Below are 22,649 nucleotides of genomic sequence, written 5' to 3' on the forward strand. Positions count from 1 at the left end.
ATCAACACCACTCCTCGTACTGGTGGACGCGTGCCGGATTGAGCGGCTGAGCCTCCCGATCGGTACCGTCGTACGCCTCGTGGTGGGCCGCGTGGGAGATGTCGAGGTCCCCCTCCGGATCGTACTCGCGAGGGATGATGGAGCGGGCACGCTTTGCGTTCCACGAACTGACTTTCTCCAGCACTGGCTCCTGTTCGAGGGCTGCGAGTTCGAGCGTGTCTGCAGCCGTCTCGACCGCGCGCTCGCCTCGCTGGGTTCGAGCGAGTAGCGTGGTCTTCCCGTCGCTACTGCCAACGCTCCCGGCGGAGATATCGGCTGTCCCGCCGACGAAGTCCGCACACTCGTCACAGCCCTTCAGCCCAGCGTGGCCGAACGCATCGACGTCCCGGTCGAACAGGACCGCGCCGTCGGCGTCGTAGCCAAAGAGCGTTCCGCCGTCGACATCGAGTTTTGCGACCGTTTCGGGATCGACGCCGAGTTCGGCGATCGCATCGCGGAGCCGTCGCGACTCGAACGCGCGGGTACACATCAGCGAGATCGTCAGGACGACTTCGTCGAGTTCGCCCTCGTAGCCGTACTCCGAGAGCGCGGTGACGCCCTCGATCACACAGGGCGTCCCCACGACAGCAACAGCAGGATCGTCCAGCTCCGAGGCCTCGATCAACTCGGTGATCCGACCGGCCTGCATGGTCTGGTTGTAGAAGCTGCCAGCGCTCTCGACCAGTTCGTCGCGGGTCGTCGCCAGCGTGGCCGTACCGTGGAGCGGCTCGTTGCTCTTGGTGGCGACTACAGCGCCGTCGATCTCGCCCGCGTCGATGAGTTCGGCCAGCAGCGTCGTAACGACGCCACCGTCCTGTCCGGCTGCAGCCACCGGTTCGTCTGCGGCGCGGGCGCTGTAGGTCGCCCCGACGCCTTCCGGAACCGCCGACTCGACGTCCTCGATCAGGCGCTCGTAGCGCAGGCCACTGCGCGGGCAGTAGTCCCAGCAGCGCGAGCAGCCGGTGCACATTTTGACGAGGGTCGGCCGCTCCATCTCGCTGTCGATGCCGATGGAATCGGCGGGGCAAGCGGCGACACAGGTCCCACACTGGGTACAGCGGTCGGATTCGATGACCGCCTCGTCGAGATCGCGGAACCACGTCTTGCCGGGTGGGGCCGCCGATTCGGCCGCCTGCTCCCGCGGGTCGCCGCCCTTGCTCGGCACGGATCGGTTGCTCGCTGTACTGCTTGGAATACCAGGGTCGCGCTCGGACATATCAGTTCACCTCACTCGCTGCTCGGTCACCGTCCTGTACGACCGCGTCCGCACGGGCTTCCCCGCGGATCAGCTGCCGCAGATCGGCGTCTGGCACGCGCTCGGTCCACCCGGAGAACGCTTCTGTACCGCCGTCGGCCGCGTACGCCGACACGAGCCGTGTGATCCCGTCGGGTACGTCATCGAGCACGACCGACCCGGCGATCCAGTCGGCGAACGTACCCCGGCCGAGATCCCCACCGAGGCCGACGTCAGCGGCGTCTTTCGTCCCCTCCGGCGTTCGTTTGGCCTCGCCGCGCATGGCGACGTCCCCGATCTGGGGCTGGGCACACGAGGCCGAGCAGCCGGACATGTGGACCCGGACGGCGTCGGGAAGGTCGGACTCGTCGACGCGGTCGGTCTCCGCGAGCCAGGAATCGAGCATGCGCGCCCACTCGATCCCCCGTGATTTGGTTTCGACGACGCCGTACTTGCAGAACTCCGCCCCGGTGCAGGTGACGATCCCGCGGGTAAACGGCCCCGGATCGGGACTGTACCGCTCCAGAAGTGGCTCGGCGAGCAGGTCGTCGAGCGCGTTCTCGCGGACTCCTGCAATGACAACGTTCTGGTTCGCGGTCAGCCTGAGCTCGCCGCTCCCGTACCGCTCGGCGAGGTCGGCCAGTTCGACCAGTTCCTCGCCCCGCATGCGGCCGGTCGGGAGGTTGAGGCCCACGTAGTAGCCGTCCTCGGTCTCGTGGACGCCGACGTGGTCGCCCCGGTAGCTCGTGGTGAGGTCCTTCCCGGCGTCCTCAAAGTCGAAGTCGACGTACCGCTCTAGCTCCTCGCGGAACCCATCGATTCCGTACTCCTCGACGATGAACTTCAGGCGATTGACCGCCGTGTCGATGTAGCTCCCATGCTCGATGAACAGGTCGGCGACGGCGAGCGTCAGCGGCTCGACCTGCTCCGGTTCGACGAAGATGTCGAGATCAGTGGCTGCTCGCGGCCCGTCCGAGAGGCCGCCGCCGAGTTTCACGTGGAAGCCGTCCCGGCCGTCTTTGATAGCAGGCGTAAAGCCGAGGTCCTGGATCTCGCTCCGGCCGCAGTTCTCGTGACAGCCGCTCAGACTCACCTTGAGCTTGCGCGGCAGGTTCGCATAGCGCTGGTTCCCCTCGAACGCATCGGCGATGTCCTCACCGAGGGACCGGACGTCGGTGACCTCTTCGCCCAGCCCGGAGGCGGGACAGGCGACGACGTTCCGGAGCGTGTTGCCGCTCGCCTGGATCGTCGTCAGGCCGACCTCCTCGTAGCGGTCCCAGATCTCGGGCATGTCCTCGACGCGGACCCAGTGGGCCTGCAGGCCCTGTCTGGTCGTCACGTCGAGGAAGCCGTCGCCGAACTCGGGGTTCTGCTCTGTACCGCCGTACTCGCCGGGTGCGCGAGCGAACTCGTCGACGATCTCGCCGTAGGTGCGGGCCTGCTCGGCAGTCAGGACGCCGTTTGGCACCTTCGTCCGGAGCATGAAGTAGCCGTCCTGTTTCTGGGTGTACAGCCCGATCAGGTGGAGGCGGCCGAAAATGTCCTCGCCGAGCTCGTGAGGAAGCGCCTCGAACCCGTCGGCGGCGACCGCCCGGACGCGCTCGTAGAGCCGTTCGGGGTCCCAGTCGGGCGACTCTGCCCGAACCCAGTCCGTAAGACTGCCCTCGTAGAAGCTGACGTCCTCGTAACCGAGTTCCGTCAGGACCGCGAACGTGTGGCTGAGCCGCCGGGCGGTGTTACAGTAGAGGACAATCGCCGTCTCCGGAGAGAGACCCTGCTCGTCGAGGATCGACTCGATCTCGTCTGTCGGCCGGAGCCGACCATCGTCGTCGACGAAGCGCTCCCAGCTCAGCTGGGTGGCGGTCGGCACGTGGGAGTGGTCGTACTCCGCGGCAGTCCGTGTGTCGACGACCTGTGTCGTCTCGGCATCGACCGCCGCCTCCACGTCATCGCGATCGGCGAGGAGCTGTGCGTCCGGTTCGTCGGCGTCGTACTCGGCCGGCTCGGGGTCAACCGGATCGGCCGTGACGCCGAGTCGATCGCGCAGCGCGTCGAAGCCCCCATCGACCAGATACAGGTTCCCGCCGTGACCGTAGACAGCCGCGGTCAGCAGGAATCGGGCGGCGTAGACCCCGTCACCGCCGTCGTAGGCGACCAGCGTCTCGCCGTTCGAGATTCCGACGTCGCCAAGCAGCGTCTCGAACGCCTCCCGGCCGGGTAACATCCCCGTCGCGACGCTTGAGGGATCCCGGACGCTATCGAACGGGACGTTTACTGCCGCAGGGACGTGGCCGACATCCCGGTACTCTCGCCGTTCGCGAACGTCGACGAGCGTCACGTCGCTGTGTTTCTCGACCCACGACGGATCGACAAACACCGGGCTGTCGAGCGTCATTGCTGTCCCTCCTCATAGCGGTCCGTTGACCACCGTGTCCATACGCCGGATAGTAGCTCGGTCATGGCTTGTCATCCGTTTCGTTCTCCTCTGTATAATGCAGCTACTGTAACGGGAAACCCTTCCCCTGCTCCGGGAAAGGCGCACGAATCCGATCTACTTCCGACGACTGTTTATCCCGACAAATGAACTCTTTTTATTACTGTCTCTGGGCGAGAATCAGCAGACACGAACGGGAACGATCTAACTACCCAGCGTTAGGGTTATCGTCGTAGTAGCCGGCAACAATTTCTGGAAAACGAGGAACAGGAGTCCTGCGGGAGCTACACCCGCCGAGTCAGCGACTCCGTGAACTTCCGTTTCGTCGTCCTGACGCGGTCGAACAGCAGCGTTCCCTCCGCGAGTGCCGGATACTCGACCGGCAGGGACTCGTAGAGGTATGCACAGAGGCTGTGGCCGTCGCCGCGCCAGTGTGACGCGCTAACTCCGGAACGGACCTGTCCCTGTCGCCGTTCTAGTACGGACTCACACTCGTCTTCCAGCGCGTCCAGTTCCCGCCAGTGGTGTTCGAGTTCCTCGTAGGACTGCCCGAGGCGTCTGTCCTCGTCGATATCCTCGACCCGGCGGTCGATGTTTGCCAGCGCGTCGTGTGTCCGCTGGATGGAATCGGATTCCGCTTCGAGGGTCCGCAGAAACCGTTCCCGACTCGTTTTTGTCTCGGTACCTTTCCGCACGAGGGCCTGTTTGATCTGGGGGGTGAACTCGGATGTCGTATCGAGCGCTGTGGTAACCTCCTCGCCGAGTTCGATCGCCATGTTTTCCCGCAGGGGTTCGCCGTAATCCGCTTCGTAGTGAGGGACGTCCATTACGGTATTTTCGTACAGTTCGTAGACGTCGTGCAGCTGCGTCGATGCTGGCCCGGTGTTGGTCCGGCTCATCGTCGCACCGCCGTTGCTCACCATCTGTGGTTGCATCGTCGACGGCTGTAGTTCGCTGATCTCGTTCACGAAGCGTCCGAACGCTTGCTTTTCGGCCCGAACCCGCTCCGTTTCTTCTGAACACTCTCTGCGAGCGCTCGCGAGATAGGTGAACGCGACGAGCGCGATCGTCGCAACTGCCGCGATCGCGACCAGAAATAGGTCCGAAGAAAGAATCTCACCGACGGTACACTCGATGCCTGAACAGCCCTGCTGTAACTGTGGCTCCCCGATCCGGTAGTGGCCCGCATTCGCTGTCTGTGGAGAAGCCATGCCATTTTCTACCATGCAGGCAGGAACTATAATCGTTGTGTCTGTGGGTTGCAGAACTTGGTTGCTTTCGTGGCAGTGTAACTAGATACGGCGAGCTGTTCTAGTTATCTTCGGGTTCCTCGACGAGTCTGATCCGGCCGTCACCCAAGATGGTTACGGCATACCCTTCGTACTGGAACGATATCCGAAGTGAGCAATCGGTGCCTGTACAGAGTGATCCGAGTACTTCCGGATCAACCGTATTATAAAGCGGTTCGAGTGTGGTCTGGTCGACATCACGTAGCGAGGCAACGGCCTCGATCAGTACAGTTGGCGTCCGCTCTGGCGTGTCGTGGTCGACGACAAACGAGTTATCGTTTCGTTCGATGCGTAGCTGTCGTTCGTGCTGTTGTCCGGCCATCATTGGAATCCCTCTGTCCCCCCACACCCCCGTGTGACGGAACGGCTGTAGTCCGACTTCCACGATCCAATAATAAAAAGATGCCCAAACTGTGGTACTGTTGCAACCAGGTTGTATAATCCGATTGGAGTCCTTCTGGACGGCGGTTATGCGATCCGTAGTCGAAGTTTATGTCTGTTCGTCATCATTCATCTTCGCTGTCGTCTCCGAGCATATTCGAGAGTCCCGGGACCGAGGTATCGTTCCCCCCAAGCGCTGAGTCGACGAGCATCTGTCCGCCGATGGTCGCTGGACTGATCACGGTATCGGCACCCGCGTGGCGAAGCTTGGCGACGTTATCACGGTCGGTCGCTGCGGCGACAATCCGGATATCTGGTTGAAGCTGTCGGGCCGTCAAGATCGCCAGTGCGTCCTGTGCGTCGTCATTGGTCGCGACGACCAGCGCCCGCGCCTTCCCGATTTTCGCTCTGTGCATCGGCCCCTCGTCGCTCGGGTTCCCGGCAAACGCCTTGATCCCGCGTTCCGAGAGCGTCGACACGCGGTCTCTGTTGGTCGTGATTACGACGAAATCCGTCTCGCTGTCCTGCAACCCTCCGATGATGGGATCAGTGAGATCGCCATCGCCGAGGATGAGGACGTGGTCTTCGAGGAGTTCTAGCTGTGAATCGCTCATTTTTCCGAGTGCCTGACTGAGTCTGGCTTCGATGGCGGGCCCCAAAAGTGACCCGAGTGCGACCGCAAAACTTGCCGTGCCGAACACGACGACCGACATCGCGAAGAGTCGTCCTTCGGGGCCAACTGGATGTGCGTCACCGTACCCGACCGTCGTTGCCGTGACGATAGTATAGTAGAAAGCGTCGAGTATCGTACTGACGTCCTGGAAGTCGTCACGGAGAATATATGTTCCGACCGTTCCGTACGCTTGCGTGCCAATGAGTGCGATCGCCGCGGCGAGCTGGGTCGTCGAGAGAGCGAGCTCACGCTCGAACTGTTGTCGGTGGAGAGCGACCGTGGGCATCGAGAGCAGCGAGAGAAAGACGAGTGGGAGCGAGACTGGACTCGACTGGACCAGCCCCTGCAGGGCAGTGAACGGCAACAGGACGATGACCGCGTACCAGGCGACCCGAAGCCCGCGCTTGAGGCCGTACGCCGCGCCGAGCATGAGGAAGCCGGTGAGCGTGCCGGTAAAGCCAGCGGTTCGCTGGATCGCGTTCGGAATGTACGGCTCCAGCGGGATGATTGCCTCGAACCGGACGTTCCCGATGTGCAAGATGCCGGTCAGGACCGACAGTACCGCGACGAGCGTCGTCAACCCGACCGCCGCGCGGGCGGCGAGCAGTTTCCGACTCCAGGCCATACGTGATGCGTAACGCGGGTATCGTATAAACCGGCGTCGGAATGCGAGGCGCAAGCTACTTGCTCGCGGGGCGGTGACCGCCTCGTATGGAGTGGAAACTGTTCGCTGATCTCGCCGAACACGCGGGCGGCAAGCACGTCGAGGTCGATGTCGGGTCGGGGGCCACTGTTGGCGACGCGCTGGACGCCCTCCTCGCCGAGCACGAGGCGCTGGAGTCGCGGGTACTGACCGACGAGGGAGAGCTCAGAGAGCACATCAACGTCCTGCGGAACGGTTCGGACGTGGGCGCAAACGGTAACGGTCTCGATACGACGCTCGACGACGGCGACGAGCTGGCGCTGTTTCCGCCGGTCAGCGGCGGGTAGCTAGAACTTGGGGTCGCGTCCTTCGAGAAACGCCGCGACGCCTTCCTCGTGTTCCGGCGTATCACGGGCCATTGTCTGCACCGTATTCTCGTGGTCGAGCGCCTCTCGCCAGTGCTTGCTCGCGTTTTCGTGGAGCGCGCGTTTGGTCAGCCCGACGGTTTCGGTGGGTCGCTTCCGGAGGGTCTCCAGTAGCTCCTCGACACGGCCGTCGAGGCCGTCGTCGGGAACGGCATCGTTGAGCAGATCGAGTTCGGCCGCTTCGGCCGCCGAAATAAACTCGCCAGTCATTGTTAGTCGCTTCGCAGTTCGGAGTCCGACCAGCTGCGGCAACAGGAAGGTTCCGCCGGTGTCGGGAATCAGGCCGACACGCACGAACGCACAGCTGAGTTTCGCGGATTCGGCAGCGTATGCGAAATCACTGACTGCAGCGAGTGCGAGCCCCGCACCCACCGCGTCGCCATTTACCTTTGCGACGACGGGGACGCGCGAGGTGAGTGCGGACTCGACCACGCGCCCGAACGTCTCGGCGATCCCGTCGAACGTCTCGACGGCGTTTGGCTCGGTATCGACCATCGTCTCGATATCACCGCCTGCACAGAACGCCTCACCCTCGCCGGTTATGACTACCGCGTCGTGTGTATCCGGCTCGACGTCCTCGATCGTCTCGGCCAGTTCCGTCGCCGTCTCCATCGTCAGGGCGTTCATCACGCCGGGCCGGTCGAACGTGACGGTGCGGACTCCGTCGTCGTCGCTGATCTCCATGCGTCGAACCGACAGGATAGACCATCAAGAAAGTACGGCTCCCGGCGACTACCGAAGACTATGTTCCCCTCAGTTCCGCGTCGAGAGGTCGGCTTCCAGCACGAAATCCGGATCCTCGCTCACCCCACTCCCGATGTGGACAGCATCGGTGACGTGTCTGGGCGTCTCGGGGAGCAGGACGCGAGTCTGATCGGCACCGACACTCGCGGCGTCACGCTGGATCGCCGCAAAGAGCCCGCGGGCAGCGGGGACGTCGGCCCACGCGGCGACCCCGTACTCGGCCCACGTCAGCTCCTCGCCGTCCTCGTTCTCCCGGTCGTAGTGTCGGAGTCGGAAGGTAAACGCCTCGGTTCCGTCGTTCTGGATCGCAAGGACTCGCTCGGCGTCCCTCGCGAGTCGTTCCCGGGTCAGTGTGGCCAGCGCCCACGGTTCGTCGACGTCGAGGGCGAGTCCCCCGAGGGCGGCATTCGCGTCACTCCGGGTCCAGTAGGTCCACGCCGCGTCGGGCGACTCGACGACCCGGTGATCGGTCTCGGCGGTCGCGTCGGCGTCCGGCGTCGGCAGCGCCCACCGGAACTCCGTGCCGGGATCGTAGCCGACCGAACGACTGGTGCCGAGTCCGGCCATGTTCCAGGAAAAGACCATGTTCCGACAGACCGTCGCACCCCGCTCGGCTGCCCAGTCGAAGACGCGGTCGTTCATGCGTCGGCTCGCGCCGTGACCGCGGGCCGCAGGCGCGACGCGCATCCCCTGTGCCCACGCCTCGTACGGAGAGAGCATGACGCCCTGCAGCAGCCCGGCGACCTCGCCGTCAGCTTCGAGAACAAAGGTTCGCTGGTCAGGACCGTCGCTCTCGACCCACTGCTCGAAGACGCGAGGGATGTAGTCGCCCGTCGCCTGGTCGGGCCACGTGTCCGCGGTGAACCCGGCGACAGCCTCGTAGTCGGAGAGCCGCGCCTGACGGACGCTGAACTCGGGCATCGGTTTACTCCCAGGGTACCGATCGCTCGGTGATCTCACCCGCGAGCGGCCGCTGCATCGCCGTCTCGGGATCGTCGCTGTTCGCCAGGGCCCACATCAGTTTGACTTTTGCCGTTCCCGGCAGCATGTCTTCGCCCTCAATCACGCCGGCGTCGAGCAGGTCTCGACCGGTGTCGTAGACGCGATCACAGACCCGCCCGTCGAGACACTGGCTCGTCATGACGACCGGCGTCCCGGCGTCGACGATCTCGCCGATCCGTTCGATCAGGTCGGAGTGGACGTGTCCCAGCCCCGTCCCCTCGATCACGATCCCGTCTTTCTCGGCCGCAAGATCGAGGATCGCCGGATCGAAACCGGGCGTGAACTTCACCAGTGCGACCTCGGCGTTCAGGTCGGCCGCGATATCGAGATCCGTCTCATCCCGCTCGACGTAGTCGCGCCGCCACTCTATTTCGAGGTCGTCGTAGTCGATCTCGCCGAGGGGCTCCGCGCCGACTGTCTCGAAGGCGTCCCGGCGGGACGTATGATTCTTCCGAACCCGTGTCCCGCGGTGGAGGGCACAGCGGTCGTCGGACTCGTCGGCATGCATACAGACGAGCACTTCCGCGCAGTCGCTTTTCGCGGCTTCGACCGCCGAGACGGCGTTCATGACGTTGTCAGACGAGGGGCGGTCAGCCGAGCGCTGGCTGCCGGTAAAGACGATCGGTACCGGCGTATCGAGCATGAAAGACAGCGCGCTCGCGGAGAACTGCATCGTGTCGGTGCCGTGCATCACGACGACGCCGTCGGCCCCGGCCTCGATCTCCTCGTGGACGGCCTCGGCGAGATCGATCCAGACGTCGGGCGTCATGTTCTCGCTGAGGATGTTCGCCACGACGCGCCCGCGGTAGTTCGCGCGTCCAGCCAGATCCGGCACAGCGCGAAGGACGTCTTCGGCGTCGAACTGGGCCGTCACTGCGCCGGTCCGGTAGTCGACGGTCGAGGCGATCGTGCCGCCGGTCGAGATCAGCGAGATGGTCGGCAGTTCTTCGTCGAACTCGACGGTCGAACCCCCCTCGTCTCCGGGTTCTTCGATCTCGTGGACATTCGATTCGAGAACCTCGACAGTGGCCCCCTCGCGGTCGATACCGACGTTGTAGCCTCCCGCCAGTTTGACCACCAGATGTTCGGCGGTTGTCGAGGGGAGGAGGACGCCCTCGTAGTGCTGTCCATCGCGGTCGATCCGCACGTGATCGCCTGCGTTCATACGCCATGGTTCAGACCGGCGGGACTTGAACCCACCCTTTCGTCGGCTCGCAGCCGGAAGCGACCGGAGCGAGTTGCCCCCAACCCAAAAGCCCATTGGCGTCGCGGTCAACTCATAGGTATGAGCGAACGCACCGATCAGCTCTCCAGATCCCGCGACCCGGAGGTCGACGGCGGCGGTTTCGACGAGGGAATCCTCGACGATTCGCCGGAGACGCCCGAGGCAGAGCACTCCACCGATTCCACCGCGGAGTCACGGCTTGCGGAGTATTTCGCTCCGAAGCTGTTTCTGGTCGTCTTTGCCGTCCTCACCGTCCTGGGCCAGCTTGGCAGCATGTTCGTCCCCCTCGTCGGCGGGCCACTCGGCGTGTTTGTCGGCGCGTTCACGGTCGGCCTCGTGAGCGGGAAACGACGATACGGCGAATCCGCCGTCGCCGGTGGGCTGGTCGGCGCACTCGGCGTCCTCTTCGGAAACCTTACGCTCGCGACCGTGACTGGGTCGATGCTGACGCTGACCGGCATCGGTGCGGCGGCGGGTGTCCTCCTCGCTGTCCTCGGCGTCTACTTCGGGCGCGACCTGCGCGTCGGCCTGACACAGGACCTCTGATCACTCCACGAGCGTCCACCCGTCCTCGACGCGGCTGACGAGTCCTTCTTCGGCCATCTCGGCGAGGACTTGCTCGACCATTCCGGGCGGCGCGTCGACGGCGTCGCTGATCGCGTCGGTGCCCCGCGGTCGCTCGGCTAATTCGAGCAATACGTCGGCGTACAGGCGGCTGTTCTCGGTCGCCTCGAGTTCGTCAGTGAGCCGATCGAGCACGTCGGTAAGCCGGCCCTGCACCCAGCGCTGGGCCATCGACAGTTCGTTTTCGAGGCGTTCGAGTTCGCGCAGCTCGGCAGCCAGCGACTGGCTGTCGTCGCCGTCGCGGCTGGCGTGGATATCGAGCGAGAGATATCGCCACGTCGTCACGTCCAGCGCCCGATTGCGCGGGTACGCGCTTTTCGTACCGAACTCGTAGGGGGAGACGTTGACTTCGAGACGGAGATTGCGGGAGATATGAAAGTATTTGCGCCGCTGGCTGTCCGTGCGGCTCTCGATGATCCCTGCCTCCTCGAGCTTTCGCAGATGATCGATCACCGCTTTCGGACTGACGTCGAGATACTCGCTGATCTCGGTGACATAGCAGGGCTTGTGCGCGAGAAGCCGGAGGATCCGTCGGCGATTTTCGTTACCGAGGAGATCGAGCAGGGCTGCAGAGTCCATCTACCGTAAGTTGGCTGTCAGTGATCAAAAGCGTGTCTGCTTGGTAGCCGGTGCTCTCTACCGAGACTCACGGGTCGGCAGGCGGGACGTCACGGTCGGACTGCCCGGTCTCCGGCGGTTCATCGTTTTGCTGATCGTCGGAGCCCTGCTCGGTATCGTCGCCCGGACTATCGTTTCGCGCCGGGACGTCCTCTGGGGGGCCGACGTCTTCAGGGGCGGGGCCGCCGGGAGTTGCGCCTGCTGCCGCAGCAACCTCGGGCCCTCGGAGGTCGGCGACGCCCTGGGAGAGGTCATCGAAGGCTGCACCGGAATGGCCCGCTTGCGTCGCGCGCGCGGCGGAGTTGTTCACTTCGCGATCGATCGAGTGAATCTGACTCGCAACACGGCTCATCTTGATCTCCGTGCTGATATCGTCCTCCTCACGCTCTTCGAGCGATGCTTTCTGTTGTTCGAGTGCTGTCAGCCTGGCGTCGAGTCCCATCGCACGATCTTCGAGCACTGCTGCCCGATCATCGGCCCGGTCGTACTCGGCGTCAAACATCCCTTCACTCACCGCGCTTTCCGCACCCGCACTGCTCGATTGCATGAACGAACCGGTCTGCATGCCGAGACTCGCGTTCTCGGCACTTTCGGCTTCGTCCCCTTCGTCGAGTGCCACCGCTGTCGCCCCTGTGAGAGAGACGACGGCGATGATACCGAGAGCGGCAACCGCGGCGAGTACGAGGGCACGACGGGGTCTCATTGATCAGTCCTACCATCACTACTCGTAAAAAAGCGCACTTTTGTTCGTTCCGTTCATCGACCCCGAGAAACCGCCTGATACGGCATATGAGAGTTTAAAACGAGCAGAGATTGCGTAATACCGGGCGTGTATGATCCAAATGCGCATCCGCCAGAACACCAGGTGCCGCGCAAGCAGTGCTTTTGCCGGAAGGCTTATACCCAATCGCGGTTCTTGTTACCATATAGCATGTTCGAAGAGTTCTCCAGCGGCTACTACTTCGGTCGATTGTACGTCGAACCGTTCGACGGTGATCGGGCGGTCATGCAGCGAGAGCAACACGAACAGGTGAACGAGGAGCTGTACGCGACCGGTGATGGGGTAGAGCGTCTCGACGCACCGCTGGTGATGAAACTCGACCGACAGCACTTCTCGGTTCACGGCGATTCGGGGATTCCGCCGGATACGATCGCAGTCCCGGAATCGATCATCGACGGGGCAGGAATCGAGAATCCGCCGACGCTCAGCGAGGTGTTCCTCGCAAAGCGTGAGCATGCCCGGAAGCTGCTCGGGATGTTCGGTCAGCCGTCAGCACGGGCGGACGCCCTCGACGATGGTTCGACGAGCGGCCAGTGATTAACGCGGCGACCGATAGCGTTTTGCGACGATACGACGATCAGACACCCATGCGCGAAGCAGAGGAAACGACTCGCGAACGGATCGCCCGGACGCTCCGGGAACGCACCGAGACGCCGAGCGGACTGGCAGCCGAGTTCGACGTCTCGGTCGGGAGCGTGCTGACCCACGTTCAGCATCTCGCACGATCGCTGGATGGCAGCGACGAACAGCTCCTCGTCGCACCACCGACCTGTCGGGAGTGTGGTTTCGACGAGTTCGACGATCTCGCGAACGTTCCCTCGCGATGTCCCGACTGCAAACACGAGGGGATCGAAGAACCAGCCTTCCGGATCGACTAGAACTCGACGTTCGACGTCGACGTCCGATCGGCATCATCCCCGTCGATGCCTCCCTCTGAAACGAATTCGTAGTCGTCATCAGACAGATAGACCGCCCCGTTTTCCGTCGTCACGTCGAGCGCTTCCAGATACGCGCCCTCACAGGGACCATGGGTGCACAGACCGCTCTCGGATTCGAAGTACGCTCCGTGGTTCGCACAGATGATCTCGCCGTTCCGCATCGGTGCGCCCGACCCCTTGTCCAGGGCGATGTGGGTGAAATGTTGGCAGGAGTTCAGCCATCCAGCAACGCCGTCGTCCAGTTCTGTCAGAATCGCCTCGCGTTCCTCGCCCGACTCGACGTCACGGACAGTCACGAGCACGGTCGTATCGTCCGGGACGTCCTCGACTGTCGTGATCTGCGTCTCCGTACTCATCGTTCCCCAACAGTAGGTCCGTCGTGTATAACGTTCCGGTTCGGGCGATCTGTGCGACAGCTCACAGCAAACTATAGTTCTGGCATGTATGATAAAATTTTTATATTTAGTAACCGCGGCCAGATGAGGAGATCCTCCTTTTTCATGGATTATGGGTGCTCTACCTACATATATTCTCGTTTCTCCGTCTTTGTTGGTGTGTTCGGCCCTATCATAGATTGGACGACAAAACACAGATGTAGGCAGTAACACTCGGGTCGTGTCGAGGGTCGACTCATCTGTCTCTGTAGTGCGCAAATGTAAATATGCGGAACAATTCTAATTCATCTAATTTCACAATATCTTTTATCGGGGGCTGTAGAAACGTCAGTCAAACGCATTGGGGGTACAGGCCACGCGTCCAGAGACAGTCGAGTTTCGAGCGGATCGAGTACCGATGTTCCCAGCCCAAAAATAACTGTACAATGTGTAGAATGTGTGCAAATTCTACTATATCAACTGCTATACTGTACAAATAATAGACTGCAAGAATATCAACGAGAAACGAACATTCTCACTTCTCCCGGTAGTCGGGAAGCGTATCGTCCTGCATCGATGCAGTACGCCCTCCATCGACGAGCAGGTTCGCGCCGGTGATGAAGGCGGCATCGTCGCTGGCGAGGAACGTGGCGACCCCCGCGACGTCCTCGGGTGTCCCGATCCGACCCACTGGATGGATCGACTCGACCTCCTCGATTCGTCCCTCCGGGAGTTCCTCACGGGTTCGTTCGACCTCGATCCAGCCGGGACTGATCGTGTTGGCGCGGATCTCGGGGCCGAGATCGAGCGCCATCGCCCGGGTCATCCCGTTGATACCCGCCTTGACAGCGTTGTAGGGAAAGTGACTCGGCATCGTCAGCAGGGCGTGGTTCGAGGACATGTTCAGGATGACACCCTCGTCCATATACTCGACGGCCTCCTTCGCACACAGCCAGTAGGCCCGGAAATCCGTTTCGAGGACGAACTCCCAGTCCTCCATCGTCGCTTCGGTCACGCTGGTTTCGGTCTGGACACCGGCGTTGTTCACCAGCACGTCGATGCCGCCGTACTCCTCGGCGGTCGCCTGCATCAGCGCGGCGATGTCGTCCGGTTCGCGCATGTCTGCTTCGACGAACACGGCCTCGCCGCCGTCCTCGCGGATCGATGCAGCGACGTCCTCGCCAATCTCCGCGGAACGGCCAGTGACGACGACCGACGCACCTTCGGCCGCAAACCGTTTCGCGACGCCGCGACCGATCCCGCGCGTCGAACCGGTCACCACGACGACCGAGTCCTCGAATCGCCCCTCAACAGGTGTGTACTCCGGCATGGTTACCACTCGGCGACGCTGCCGTCGTCGTGTTTCCAGATGGGGTTATGCCAGTTGACCTCCTGTTCGGCGCGCTTGCGAACCGTCTCCTCGTCGATCTCGATACCCAGACCGGGATCGGTCGGCAGGTCGACGTAGCCGTCGTGATACTCGAAGACGTCGGGGTCCTCGAGATAGTCGAGCACATCGCTTGTCTCGTTGTAGTGGATGTCGAGGCTCTGCTCCTGAATGAGCGTGTTCGGCGTGCAGGCGTCAACCTGGAGACACGAGGCGAGTGCGATCGGGCCGAGTGGGCAGTGCGGTGCGATCGCCACGTCGTAGGCTTCGGCCATGCTGGCGATCTTTTTCACTTCGGTGATCCCTCCAGCGTGAGATAGATCGGGCTGGATCAGATCGATGACGCCCTGCTCGAACAGCTCCTTGTAATCCCAGCGCGAGTACATCCGTTCGCCCGTCGCAATGGGCGTCGTCGTATGCTGGGCGATCTGGGGGAGTGCATCGTTGTGCTCGGGAAGGACGGGCTCTTCGACGAACATCGGCTCGTAGGGTTCGAGCGCCTCGACGAGGCGTTTGGCCATCGATTTCGAGACACGGCCGTGGAAGTCGACGCCGATGTCCACATCGTCGCCGACCGCATCGCGAACTTCCGCGATCCTGTCGCGTGCGGAGTCGACCGCTGCTGGCGTATCGATCCGACGCATTTCGGGGGTGGCGTTCATCTTCAGCGCCGTGAACCCGGCATCGACTTTCTGTGCCGCCGCGTTCCCCACGTCAGCGGGTCTGTCCCCTCCGATCCACTGGTAGACGCGGATCCGGTCGGCGGTCGCGCCGCCGAGCAGTTCGTGGACTGGCGCGTCGAAGCGCTTGCCCTTGATGTCCCAGAGCGCCTGATCGATGCCTGCGATTGCGCTCATCAGGATCGGCCCGCCGCGGTAGAAGCCGCCCCGGTAGAGCCGTTGCCAGTGGTGTTCGATCCGGCCAGGGTCTTCCCCGAGCAGGTAGTTGTCCATCAGCTCTTCGACCGCGCCGCGGACGGTCTTCGCGCGCCCCTCGACGACGGGTTCGCCCCAGCCGACGGTCCCGTCGCTCGTCGTGACTTTGAGGAACAGCCACCGCGGCGGCACCTCGAACAGTTCGTAGTCTGTGATATGCATAGTTGATTGTGTTGTCAGTTGATTTGATGGCCCAGTACAAAATTGTTATTATAGATCCAGTGTCGCCTCGACTGCATCGTCCGGATCGCCGGTCGGGCGGAACTCACAGCCGACGTAACCTTCGTACCCGGCGTCATCGAGCGCGTCGAAGACGTTGCCGTAGGCGAGTTCGCCGGTTCCGGGCTCGTGACGGCCCGGCACATCGGCGATGTGTACGTGTCCGATCCGATCGACGTACTCGGTCATCGTCTCGATGACGTTCCCCTCGGTGATCTGCTGGTGGTAGACGTCGTAGAGCAGTTTCACCCGTGGCGAATCGACCGCATCGACGATATCGATGCCCTCTGCCGTGCTGGTGAGGTAGTAGCCTGGATGGTCCACTGCCGTGTTCAGCGGTTCGAGTACGAGCGTGACGCCCGCGGTTTCGGCGTCCGGCGCAACCGTTTTCAGTATCTCGACGATCGTCTCGTGCTGGGTGTGTCGGTCGTGCGCCTCCTGATCGGGGCCAGTCGTCACGATGAGCGTGGGGATCCCGTACTCCGCGGCGGTCTCGATCGACTCGCGGATCGTCGCAACGGCGTCCTCGACGCTCGCGGGATCGGTCAGTGTCCCGCCCGCCGTGCAGCCAACGATCGGCAATCCCTCGCGGTCCGCGGCGGCCGCGACGGCCTCCAGATCCTTCTCGCGCCAGTCCCAGAACTCGATCGCGTCGGCACCGGCGGCACTTGCGCGCTCGATCCGGCGTTCGTAGGGCTCGTCGTCGTACACGATATCGAGACAGACCGAGAGGCGCACCATTACTCCTTACCTCGCGGGGCGGGCGTCAGGTCGTCGGACTCGACCATCGCTTCGAGCGGGTTGTCGTCGATGTCGAGCGGGAACTCGACGCGCCCGCGGCGGCGTGCGGATTCGTACGCGCCGAAGATCAACTCGGTCGCAGTCAGCGCGTTCTCGGCGGACAGCTCCGGTTCGTCGTCCTCACGGAGACATCGCACGTTCTCGGCGATCGCCCGATCGATGAACGCCCAGCCGTGAAGCCCGTCTTCGGTCTCGACCGTCTCCCAGTCCCCGCCGTCACGGCGGATCCGGAGCGGCGGTGCGTCCTCGGCCTCGGAGCCGACTTCGATCGTCCCCTCCGAGCCGACAAGCCGGTTGTGACAGCCGATTGCGGCGGCGGGACCCTCGTGGGACTCATCCGTTCCGGCGATTCCGCTGACGCCGTTGTCGTACTCCCAGAAGACGATCGCCTGATTCTCGTTGTGCGTGCCAAAGAGGACGTTCTCCTCCCGGTAGTCGACCTGCGCCATAACCCACTCCGCGGAGTGCTCGTCGTTGAAGTAGTTACACAGGTCAAAGGAGTGAGAGCCGTAATCGTAGATGCCGATCGCGGAGAACTCGACGCGTCGGAGTTCCCCGATTTCGCCGTCCTCGAGCAGTTGCTTTGCGGTCCGGACGGCGTCGCTGAACCGCCGCTGGTGATTGAAGGTCACCTGCACGTCGTGGCTGGCCGCCGCCTCGGCCATCCGTCGAGCGCCGCCGAACGTGTCGGCCATCGGCTTCTCGCAGTGGATCGCCTCGGGGATGCCCGAACGGATGCAGTCGACCACGATGTCGGCGTGGACGGCGGGCGGAACGCAGACCGAGATGATATCCGGTTCGACTGCCTCAAGCATCCGATCGTACTCCTCGAAGACGTCTTCGATCCCGAACTCCTCGGCGAAGGCATCGGCGTTCTCGGGGACGATATCTGCACACGCGACAAGCTCGCAGCCGTCGATTTTCTCGTAGGCTGCGGCGTGATGGTAGGCCATCGCGTAGCCGTCACGGCCGGGGTCGTCGGGCTCAGTACCGGTGCCGATGACTGCAACATCGTACTCCATACCACGAGTTCCGACGGCGAGTGCTTAACAGTTGTGCCAGTTCCTCGGCTGCGAGCACCAGCCCGCAGCAGTTTCGACCGGTTCACGCGCTCTGCACCACCTGTTCATTAATGAAGAACGCCTGTCGGCGTGTCGGTTGAGCACCGACGTATTACATACATATGTCTGTCAATACACTGCCGTCCATCCGGAGATGTTCTCCAGTGATGAACACCGTCCTAGTCGAGTCCGAGTTCGATCGCTTTCGCCTTGCTTACTACGAGCCCCACCAGATCCTCTTCCAGACGCTTACCGCTCAGGCTCTCTGCCGGGCCATGGACGCCGATGGCACCGAGAACGGTCCCGGTACTGTCGACGATCGAGGCACCCAGTCCACGCCGCCCGTCGGCGTACTCGTCCCGCTCGAACGCGATGTCCTGATCATGGACCGTCCGAAGCTCGTCGAACAGTGCGTCACTGTCGGTAATCGTGTATTCGGTTCGTCCGGAGAGGCCGTGTTGCTCGACGATCCGGCCGACCTCCTCACGAGAATATTCGGCCAGGATCGCTTTCCCGGGAGCCGTCGTGTGCAGCGGCGTTCGCGTCCCTTCCGGGGAGTCACTGATCGCCTCGTGACCAGTCGCGTACAGACAGAGCCCCCGCCCCTCGTGTTCGACGACGAGCGTCACGACCTCGCCTGTCGTCGTTGCCAGACTCTCCAGTTGCTCCCTGGCAGCGGCGAACACCGGCGACCGACGACGGGCAGTCAGCCCGAGCCCGGCGACGCCGATACCGACGCGGTAGGTCGTCCCGCGCTTCTCGACGTACCCCAGCTCCACGAGCGAGTTCAGGTGGTTGTGGACGACGCTTTTGGTCAGGTCGAGTTCGCGTGCGACCTCCGTGACGCCTGCACCGTCGCGCTCGTCGAGCGTCTCGACGACTGCAGCCGTCGTCGCGAGGGCTTGCACCGGGATGCTGTCGGTGGGCATGGCCATAGCAACGAATCGAGTGCGCAAAAAACTGTTCACTATCGCCGAACCGGGACGGGCCTACTCCGCTTCGTTGTCGGTCGAGCGATACGCCCTGTACAGTCCCGCAAGGGTAACCGCTCCGCCCGCTGCTGGCGCGCCGAAACCGGGGGTCTCGTCATCGTCTGCAGTGTCGTCCTCCGGCGGCTCGTCGTCACCGTTCCCATCGTCCGGTGCGTCGTAGCCCGCCAGCCCGATCGTCACTGTCCCGCTCAGTTCCGTGCCGGACTCGATCGTCGCATCCTGTTCGAGCAGCATGAGCCGATCGAGGAAGTCGAGACCGACACCGCCGATCGATCGGTCCAGCACGAACAGCTCAACGGTGTCGTCCCGTACCATCGCACGGACGTGCTGGTCACTGCCCGGCCAGACGTCGAGACCGTGGTCGTCCGCGTCGGTGAGCGAGGCTGAACGAACGTGGCGTTTCTTCCCGCGGAAGTCGTTCGAGCCATGTTTCGTCACATCCTCTGCCCACTGTACCTCCCGATCGAGCCGTGCGACGTCATCGTCGGGGCGCTCGTCGTTCGGGAACGCCGCCGCAGTCCCCTCGGGCCGACCGATGTGCTTGTACTCCTCCGGATAGGTGCTCCAGTCGGGGTCGCGGTCCCACGAGAGCGTCTCGTGGTCGCTCGCAACCGAGAGAACAATGCCTGCGTCTTTGATCGCGATATCCTCCGCAGGGGAGTACTCGTACTCCACCTTGATGCCGCCGTCGAGCGGGGACAGACGGATGATGCCGTCCACTCGCTCGTACTCGATCCCGATCTCGACGGCCGACCCGTCGTCGACGAGATCAACGCGGTCGACGGAGCGGCCATCGAGCCGATGTTCGAGCGCGTCGCCGTAGTGGGGCGGTGATTCTCCGCCCTCGGAGGGCGTCATTCCCAGATCGATGGCCTCGACGATCGGATCGTCGGTTCCAGCAGGGGTCACCTCGATGTCGCCGGTCTCTCGGTCGACCAACACCTCGTAGTTGCCCGCAACGAGTTCGACTGTGTCTCCCTCGGAAACGGCGTCAGATCCGAGTGTCTCTGCAGGGACGTCCAGCTCGTCATCCTCTCGTTCGACGACTAGCGTGTCGACGGTGAACCCGCGACGATCCTCGATCCGAAGGTGGACCTGTTCGTCGTCCACGGTGACGGGAATCGATACGGTCCCGGTCTCGCCTGACGCGATGTCGGGCGAGAGCTCGCCGCCATCCGAGTCAGTCTCCCATTCGACGGTGTGCTCGTCGAGGTCGGAGAACTCACAGCGGTTCTCCACGTCGAGGGTGAGCTCCTCCTCGCCCCACTCCGTCGAGTGAACCTGAACCGGTGAGTAGACTTTCTTGACGTGCCAGAGTTCGGGACGGACGCGCCGGTAACCGTCGACCAGTCCCCAGCGGTACTCCTCGACCTCGACGAGGTCGTCGTCCTCCCACCAGCGATCGGGCTGCGTCTGATCGCCACCGGCCCAGATTGCCGCGCCGATACAGGCGTCGACATCCCGGACCTGCTCCCACGTCTTCTCGAAGACCGCTACCCAGGCGTCGCGCTCGCCGGGGTCGGTTGCCAGCTCGCGACCGTTGTACGTGTAGGTGTGGCCGAACTCCCCGAACATGATCGGTGCGGTGAGATCGTCGAACTCGTCGACGCCGAAGCCGGGCCGTGTCGCGGGATAGTGGTGGTTCGCCAGGTCAACGCCGAGGCCCAGATGATCGACGTCGTCGCCGTACCCCCACTGGTCGAAGTGGTAGATCGTCGGCCGGGTGTCGTCCAGCCCTGCGAGCGCCTCGGCGGCCTCGTAATGGCCGTCGATATCTTCGGGCCATCCCTCGTTGCCGAGCGACCAGCAGAAGACGGAGGCCCGGTTGCGATCCCGCTCGACCATCTCGACGGTCTGCTGGACGATCAGATCGTCGTCGTATGGCTCCTCCCAGAGATGGAAGAGCGGAGCCTCCACCTGAACGACCAGCCCGAGTTCGTCACACGCATCGAGCAGTGCTTCCGACGGCGGGTGGTGTGCGCTTCGAATGAAGTTGATGTTCGCCTCGCGGAGCATCTCGATGTCCTCGTAGGTCTGCTCGGGCGGGACGGACTGGCCGTGATCCTCGTGGACCTCCTCCCAGTTGACGCCACGCAGCGTAACGGACTCGCCGTTTATCAGCAGTTCCGAGGCGTCGCTCGGTTCCGACTCGCCCCCGTCGTCGGAATCCTCGCTCGTTCCGAGTGCGGTATCGAACACGAGGAACTCGTCGACGACCGGTTCGGCGTCGTCGTCCCAGTCCTGGGAGATGTACAGCGGCGCATCGTCGTACTCGGCGAGCGAGTCAGCGGAGTGGCTTGCCGAGCCGACCTGCTCGCCGTCGACGTAGAGACGGATCTCGTCGTCATCCATTGCGATGGTTCCGGTGTACCACTCACCCACGGAAAGGTCGCCGCCAGCGGAACCGGGCCAGCCTCCCTCGCCCTCTGCCCAGAAGTCCAGTTCGCCGCCCCAGATGCCCGCCGCATACTGGTCATCCTTCGAGAACAGATGCCCGTCACCGGTGTACTGGAACGTTATCTGGACACTGAACCCCGGCTCGGTGAAGCTGAGAGCGCTTCCGTCTCCGATTACGACGTGGCCGTCGCCAGCACAGTCGACCGCCGTTCCCGAGGGGCTGTCGACCAGTGCGGGGTCGTTGACCAGCTCGCCGTCGTTCCCGTTTCCGGACTCGTCAGTCGCCATCGAGCTCTCGACATCCTCGAAGTTCAGCCAGGCGAGGGCGTCCTCGGGGTCCGGGGAGATCCCATCGTCGTCTTCCTCCGATTCCGACTCGTTCGACTCCGGCTCGACGTGATCGACCTCGATCTCTCGGATCCCGATCTGTTCGCTCGTCGCGTGGTCGTCGCCGCCCGCAGTCACGCTCGCGTCAAGGTCGTACAGGCGGGGGTGAACTGGGTCCCACGTCTCGTACTCGTCGAGTTCGATCTCGACGACGTGCTCGATTTCTCCACCGGAATCGATCGGGTCGAGCGTCTCCTCGACCGCTGCGGCGTGATCGCCGTCCGGGTCTGCAAGGTCGGCACTGAGAACGGCGTCCTCGACTGTCCCACTCCCCTCGTTGACTACGGTCGAACGGAGCCGAACGGTCGCCGGGCCGTCCCCGTCCGGAAGCTCCGTCTCGATGTGGAGCGATGACAGGTGACAGTCGGGGACGGCAAACAGGGTTACACCCCGCGTGATGCCGCCACGGCCGGTTCCCCAGGCCATGTCGGTTGCGAGGGTCTCCTCGGTGACCGCGACATCGACAGTGTTCGTCTCCCCGACCTCGATTTCGTCGGTGACGTCGAACTCGAACGGGGTGTAGCCGCCGTCGTGTTCGCCAAGGCGCTGGCCGTTGACCCACACCTCGCCGTGGGTGTAGACCGCGCCGAAGCGCAGTTTCAGTCGGTTCCCCTCCCAGTCCTCGCTGACCTCGAATTCGCGTCGATACCACCCACGTTCGTGGTCCGAGGGGTCGAGATCCTCCCAGCCGTCCTCGCCAAGATAGGAGTCGACCTCGTGTCCCTCGTGGTTCCACTCGGCCGGGACCTCGTGGTCGCTCCAGCTGTCGTCGAGAGCGTCGGGAGAATCGACCGTCGCGGCCGAAAACGACCAGGTGCCGTTGAGTGACTGCCGCCCGTCGCCGTCCGCGGCCGGCCGGGGCGTCAGCCGTACTCCGTCGAGGACGTCACCGTCGAGCGCTTCGACCTCCGACAACTGACCCGCTTTGCCTCCCCCGGTTCCGACGATTGCACCGCCGGCGATTCCTGCGACCGATGTCAATACTGCACGCCGGTCTACTGACGTCTCTGTAACCCGTTTGGGCATATATCACACGTAATGTTGAT

Annotated in this window: 21 protein-coding genes; 4 read left to right on the top strand and 17 right to left on the bottom strand. The window is 63.3% G+C overall.

All coding sequences use genetic code 11. From position 1 onward, the window contains the following. Nucleotide 1 precedes the first annotated feature (1 nt). From AArcSt11_RS11455 to AArcSt11_RS11475, 5 genes are all read right to left on the bottom strand, one after another. Nucleotides 2–1,255, bottom strand: coding sequence for a Coenzyme F420 hydrogenase/dehydrogenase, beta subunit C-terminal domain (locus tag AArcSt11_RS11455; protein ID WP_250597187.1), 1,254 nt, complete (start codon nucleotides 1,253–1,255; stop codon nucleotides 2–4). Between the two features lies 1 nt (nucleotide 1,256). Further along, on the bottom strand, nucleotides 1,257–3,668 hold the full coding sequence (locus AArcSt11_RS11460) for a ferredoxin-like domain-containing protein (RefSeq protein WP_250597189.1): 2,412 nt from the start codon (nucleotides 3,666–3,668) through the stop codon (nucleotides 1,257–1,259). A 323-nt stretch (nucleotides 3,669–3,991) separates the two neighbouring features. Then, nucleotides 3,992–4,918, bottom strand: coding sequence for a DUF7260 family protein (locus AArcSt11_RS11465; protein WP_250597190.1), 927 nt, complete (start codon nucleotides 4,916–4,918; stop codon nucleotides 3,992–3,994). A gap of 100 nt (nucleotides 4,919–5,018) precedes the next feature. Next, entirely contained in the window at nucleotides 5,019–5,321 is a 303-nt protein-coding gene (locus tag AArcSt11_RS11470; protein ID WP_250597191.1) for a HalOD1 output domain-containing protein, read from the bottom strand. A gap of 181 nt (nucleotides 5,322–5,502) precedes the next feature. Further along, complete coding sequence (locus tag AArcSt11_RS11475; protein WP_250597192.1) at nucleotides 5,503–6,675, bottom strand: NAD-binding protein; 1,173 nt, start codon at nucleotides 6,673–6,675, stop codon at nucleotides 5,503–5,505. 86 nt (nucleotides 6,676–6,761) lie between these two features. Between AArcSt11_RS11475 and AArcSt11_RS11480 the strand changes: the two genes are divergently transcribed. Next, the gene (locus AArcSt11_RS11480; RefSeq protein WP_250597193.1) at nucleotides 6,762–7,040 is read left to right on the top strand and encodes a ubiquitin-like small modifier protein 1; all 279 of its coding nucleotides are present in this window, start codon (nucleotides 6,762–6,764) and stop codon (nucleotides 7,038–7,040) included. Here AArcSt11_RS11480 and AArcSt11_RS11485 read toward each other — a convergent pair whose 3' ends face one another. The 3 genes from AArcSt11_RS11485 to gatD all read right to left on the bottom strand — a co-directional run bounded on the left by AArcSt11_RS11485 (nucleotide 7,041) and on the right by gatD (nucleotide 10,029). After that, nucleotides 7,041–7,802 (bottom strand): enoyl-CoA hydratase/isomerase family protein, encoded by a 762-nt coding sequence (locus tag AArcSt11_RS11485; protein ID WP_250597194.1) that lies wholly within the window; start codon nucleotides 7,800–7,802, stop codon nucleotides 7,041–7,043. 69 nt (nucleotides 7,803–7,871) lie between these two features. Then, a complete protein-coding gene (locus tag AArcSt11_RS11490; protein ID WP_250597196.1) occupies nucleotides 7,872–8,783 on the bottom strand; it encodes a GNAT family N-acetyltransferase in 912 nt (303 codons plus the stop codon). A gap of 4 nt (nucleotides 8,784–8,787) precedes the next feature. Beyond that, nucleotides 8,788–10,029 carry a Glu-tRNA(Gln) amidotransferase subunit GatD gene (gatD, locus tag AArcSt11_RS11495; protein ID WP_250597198.1) on the bottom strand — a complete coding sequence of 414 codons (1,242 nt, stop codon included), beginning with the start codon at nucleotides 10,027–10,029 and terminating at the stop codon, nucleotides 8,788–8,790. A 120-nt stretch (nucleotides 10,030–10,149) separates the two neighbouring features. Here gatD and AArcSt11_RS11500 point away from each other — a divergent pair, with 120 nt between their 5' ends. Beyond that, on the top strand, nucleotides 10,150–10,635 hold the full coding sequence (locus AArcSt11_RS11500) for a DUF8526 domain-containing protein (protein ID WP_250597200.1): 486 nt from the start codon (nucleotides 10,150–10,152) through the stop codon (nucleotides 10,633–10,635). Here AArcSt11_RS11500 and AArcSt11_RS11505 read toward each other — a convergent pair whose 3' ends face one another. Then, the gene (locus AArcSt11_RS11505; protein WP_250597202.1) at nucleotides 10,636–11,292 is read right to left on the bottom strand and encodes an ArsR/SmtB family transcription factor; all 657 of its coding nucleotides are present in this window, start codon (nucleotides 11,290–11,292) and stop codon (nucleotides 10,636–10,638) included. A 67-nt stretch (nucleotides 11,293–11,359) separates the two neighbouring features. Further along, nucleotides 11,360–12,034, bottom strand: a complete 675-nt coding sequence (locus AArcSt11_RS11510; protein WP_250597203.1) for a hypothetical protein — start codon at nucleotides 12,032–12,034, stop codon at nucleotides 11,360–11,362. Nucleotides 12,035–12,262: 228 nt separating this feature from the next. On the opposite strand from AArcSt11_RS11510, the gene AArcSt11_RS11515 reads away from it, so the two are divergent. After that, nucleotides 12,263–12,649 (top strand): DUF5802 family protein, encoded by a 387-nt coding sequence (locus AArcSt11_RS11515; protein ID WP_250597205.1) that lies wholly within the window; start codon nucleotides 12,263–12,265, stop codon nucleotides 12,647–12,649. A 50-nt stretch (nucleotides 12,650–12,699) separates the two neighbouring features. Next, a complete protein-coding gene (locus tag AArcSt11_RS11520; RefSeq protein WP_250597206.1) occupies nucleotides 12,700–12,990 on the top strand; it encodes a transcriptional regulator in 291 nt (96 codons plus the stop codon). Here the strand turns inward: AArcSt11_RS11520 and AArcSt11_RS11525 are convergent. From AArcSt11_RS11525 to AArcSt11_RS11555, 7 genes are all read right to left on the bottom strand, one after another. Then, nucleotides 12,987–13,406, bottom strand: a complete 420-nt coding sequence (locus tag AArcSt11_RS11525) for a Rieske (2Fe-2S) protein (RefSeq protein ID WP_250597207.1) — start codon at nucleotides 13,404–13,406, stop codon at nucleotides 12,987–12,989. The genes AArcSt11_RS11520 and AArcSt11_RS11525 overlap by 4 nt on opposite strands. Before the next feature lie 553 nt (nucleotides 13,407–13,959). Further along, on the bottom strand, nucleotides 13,960–14,754 hold the full coding sequence (locus tag AArcSt11_RS11530; RefSeq protein ID WP_250597208.1) for an SDR family NAD(P)-dependent oxidoreductase: 795 nt from the start codon (nucleotides 14,752–14,754) through the stop codon (nucleotides 13,960–13,962). Between the two features lie 2 nt (nucleotides 14,755–14,756). After that, complete coding sequence (gene dgoD / locus AArcSt11_RS11535; RefSeq protein ID WP_250597209.1) at nucleotides 14,757–15,908, bottom strand: galactonate dehydratase; 1,152 nt, start codon at nucleotides 15,906–15,908, stop codon at nucleotides 14,757–14,759. A 48-nt stretch (nucleotides 15,909–15,956) separates the two neighbouring features. Further along, complete coding sequence (locus tag AArcSt11_RS11540; protein WP_250597210.1) at nucleotides 15,957–16,706, bottom strand: hydroxypyruvate isomerase family protein; 750 nt, start codon at nucleotides 16,704–16,706, stop codon at nucleotides 15,957–15,959. Then, nucleotides 16,706–17,788, bottom strand: a complete 1,083-nt coding sequence (locus AArcSt11_RS11545; RefSeq protein ID WP_250597212.1) for a Gfo/Idh/MocA family protein — start codon at nucleotides 17,786–17,788, stop codon at nucleotides 16,706–16,708. The genes AArcSt11_RS11540 and AArcSt11_RS11545 overlap by 1 nt, the downstream gene beginning before the upstream one ends. Before the next feature lie 218 nt (nucleotides 17,789–18,006). Further along, entirely contained in the window at nucleotides 18,007–18,756 is a 750-nt protein-coding gene (locus tag AArcSt11_RS11550; protein WP_250597214.1) for an IclR family transcriptional regulator, read from the bottom strand. A 60-nt stretch (nucleotides 18,757–18,816) separates the two neighbouring features. Beyond that, nucleotides 18,817–22,629: a glycoside hydrolase family 2 TIM barrel-domain containing protein gene (locus AArcSt11_RS11555; protein WP_250597216.1), complete on the bottom strand. Its 3,813-nt coding sequence runs from the start codon at nucleotides 22,627–22,629 to the stop codon at nucleotides 18,817–18,819. Between the last annotated feature and the right edge of the window lie 20 nt (nucleotides 22,630–22,649).

The sequence above is a fragment of the Natranaeroarchaeum aerophilus genome, assembly GCF_023638055.1.
Taxonomy (GTDB): domain Archaea; phylum Halobacteriota; class Halobacteria; order Halobacteriales; family Natronoarchaeaceae; genus Natranaeroarchaeum; species Natranaeroarchaeum aerophilum.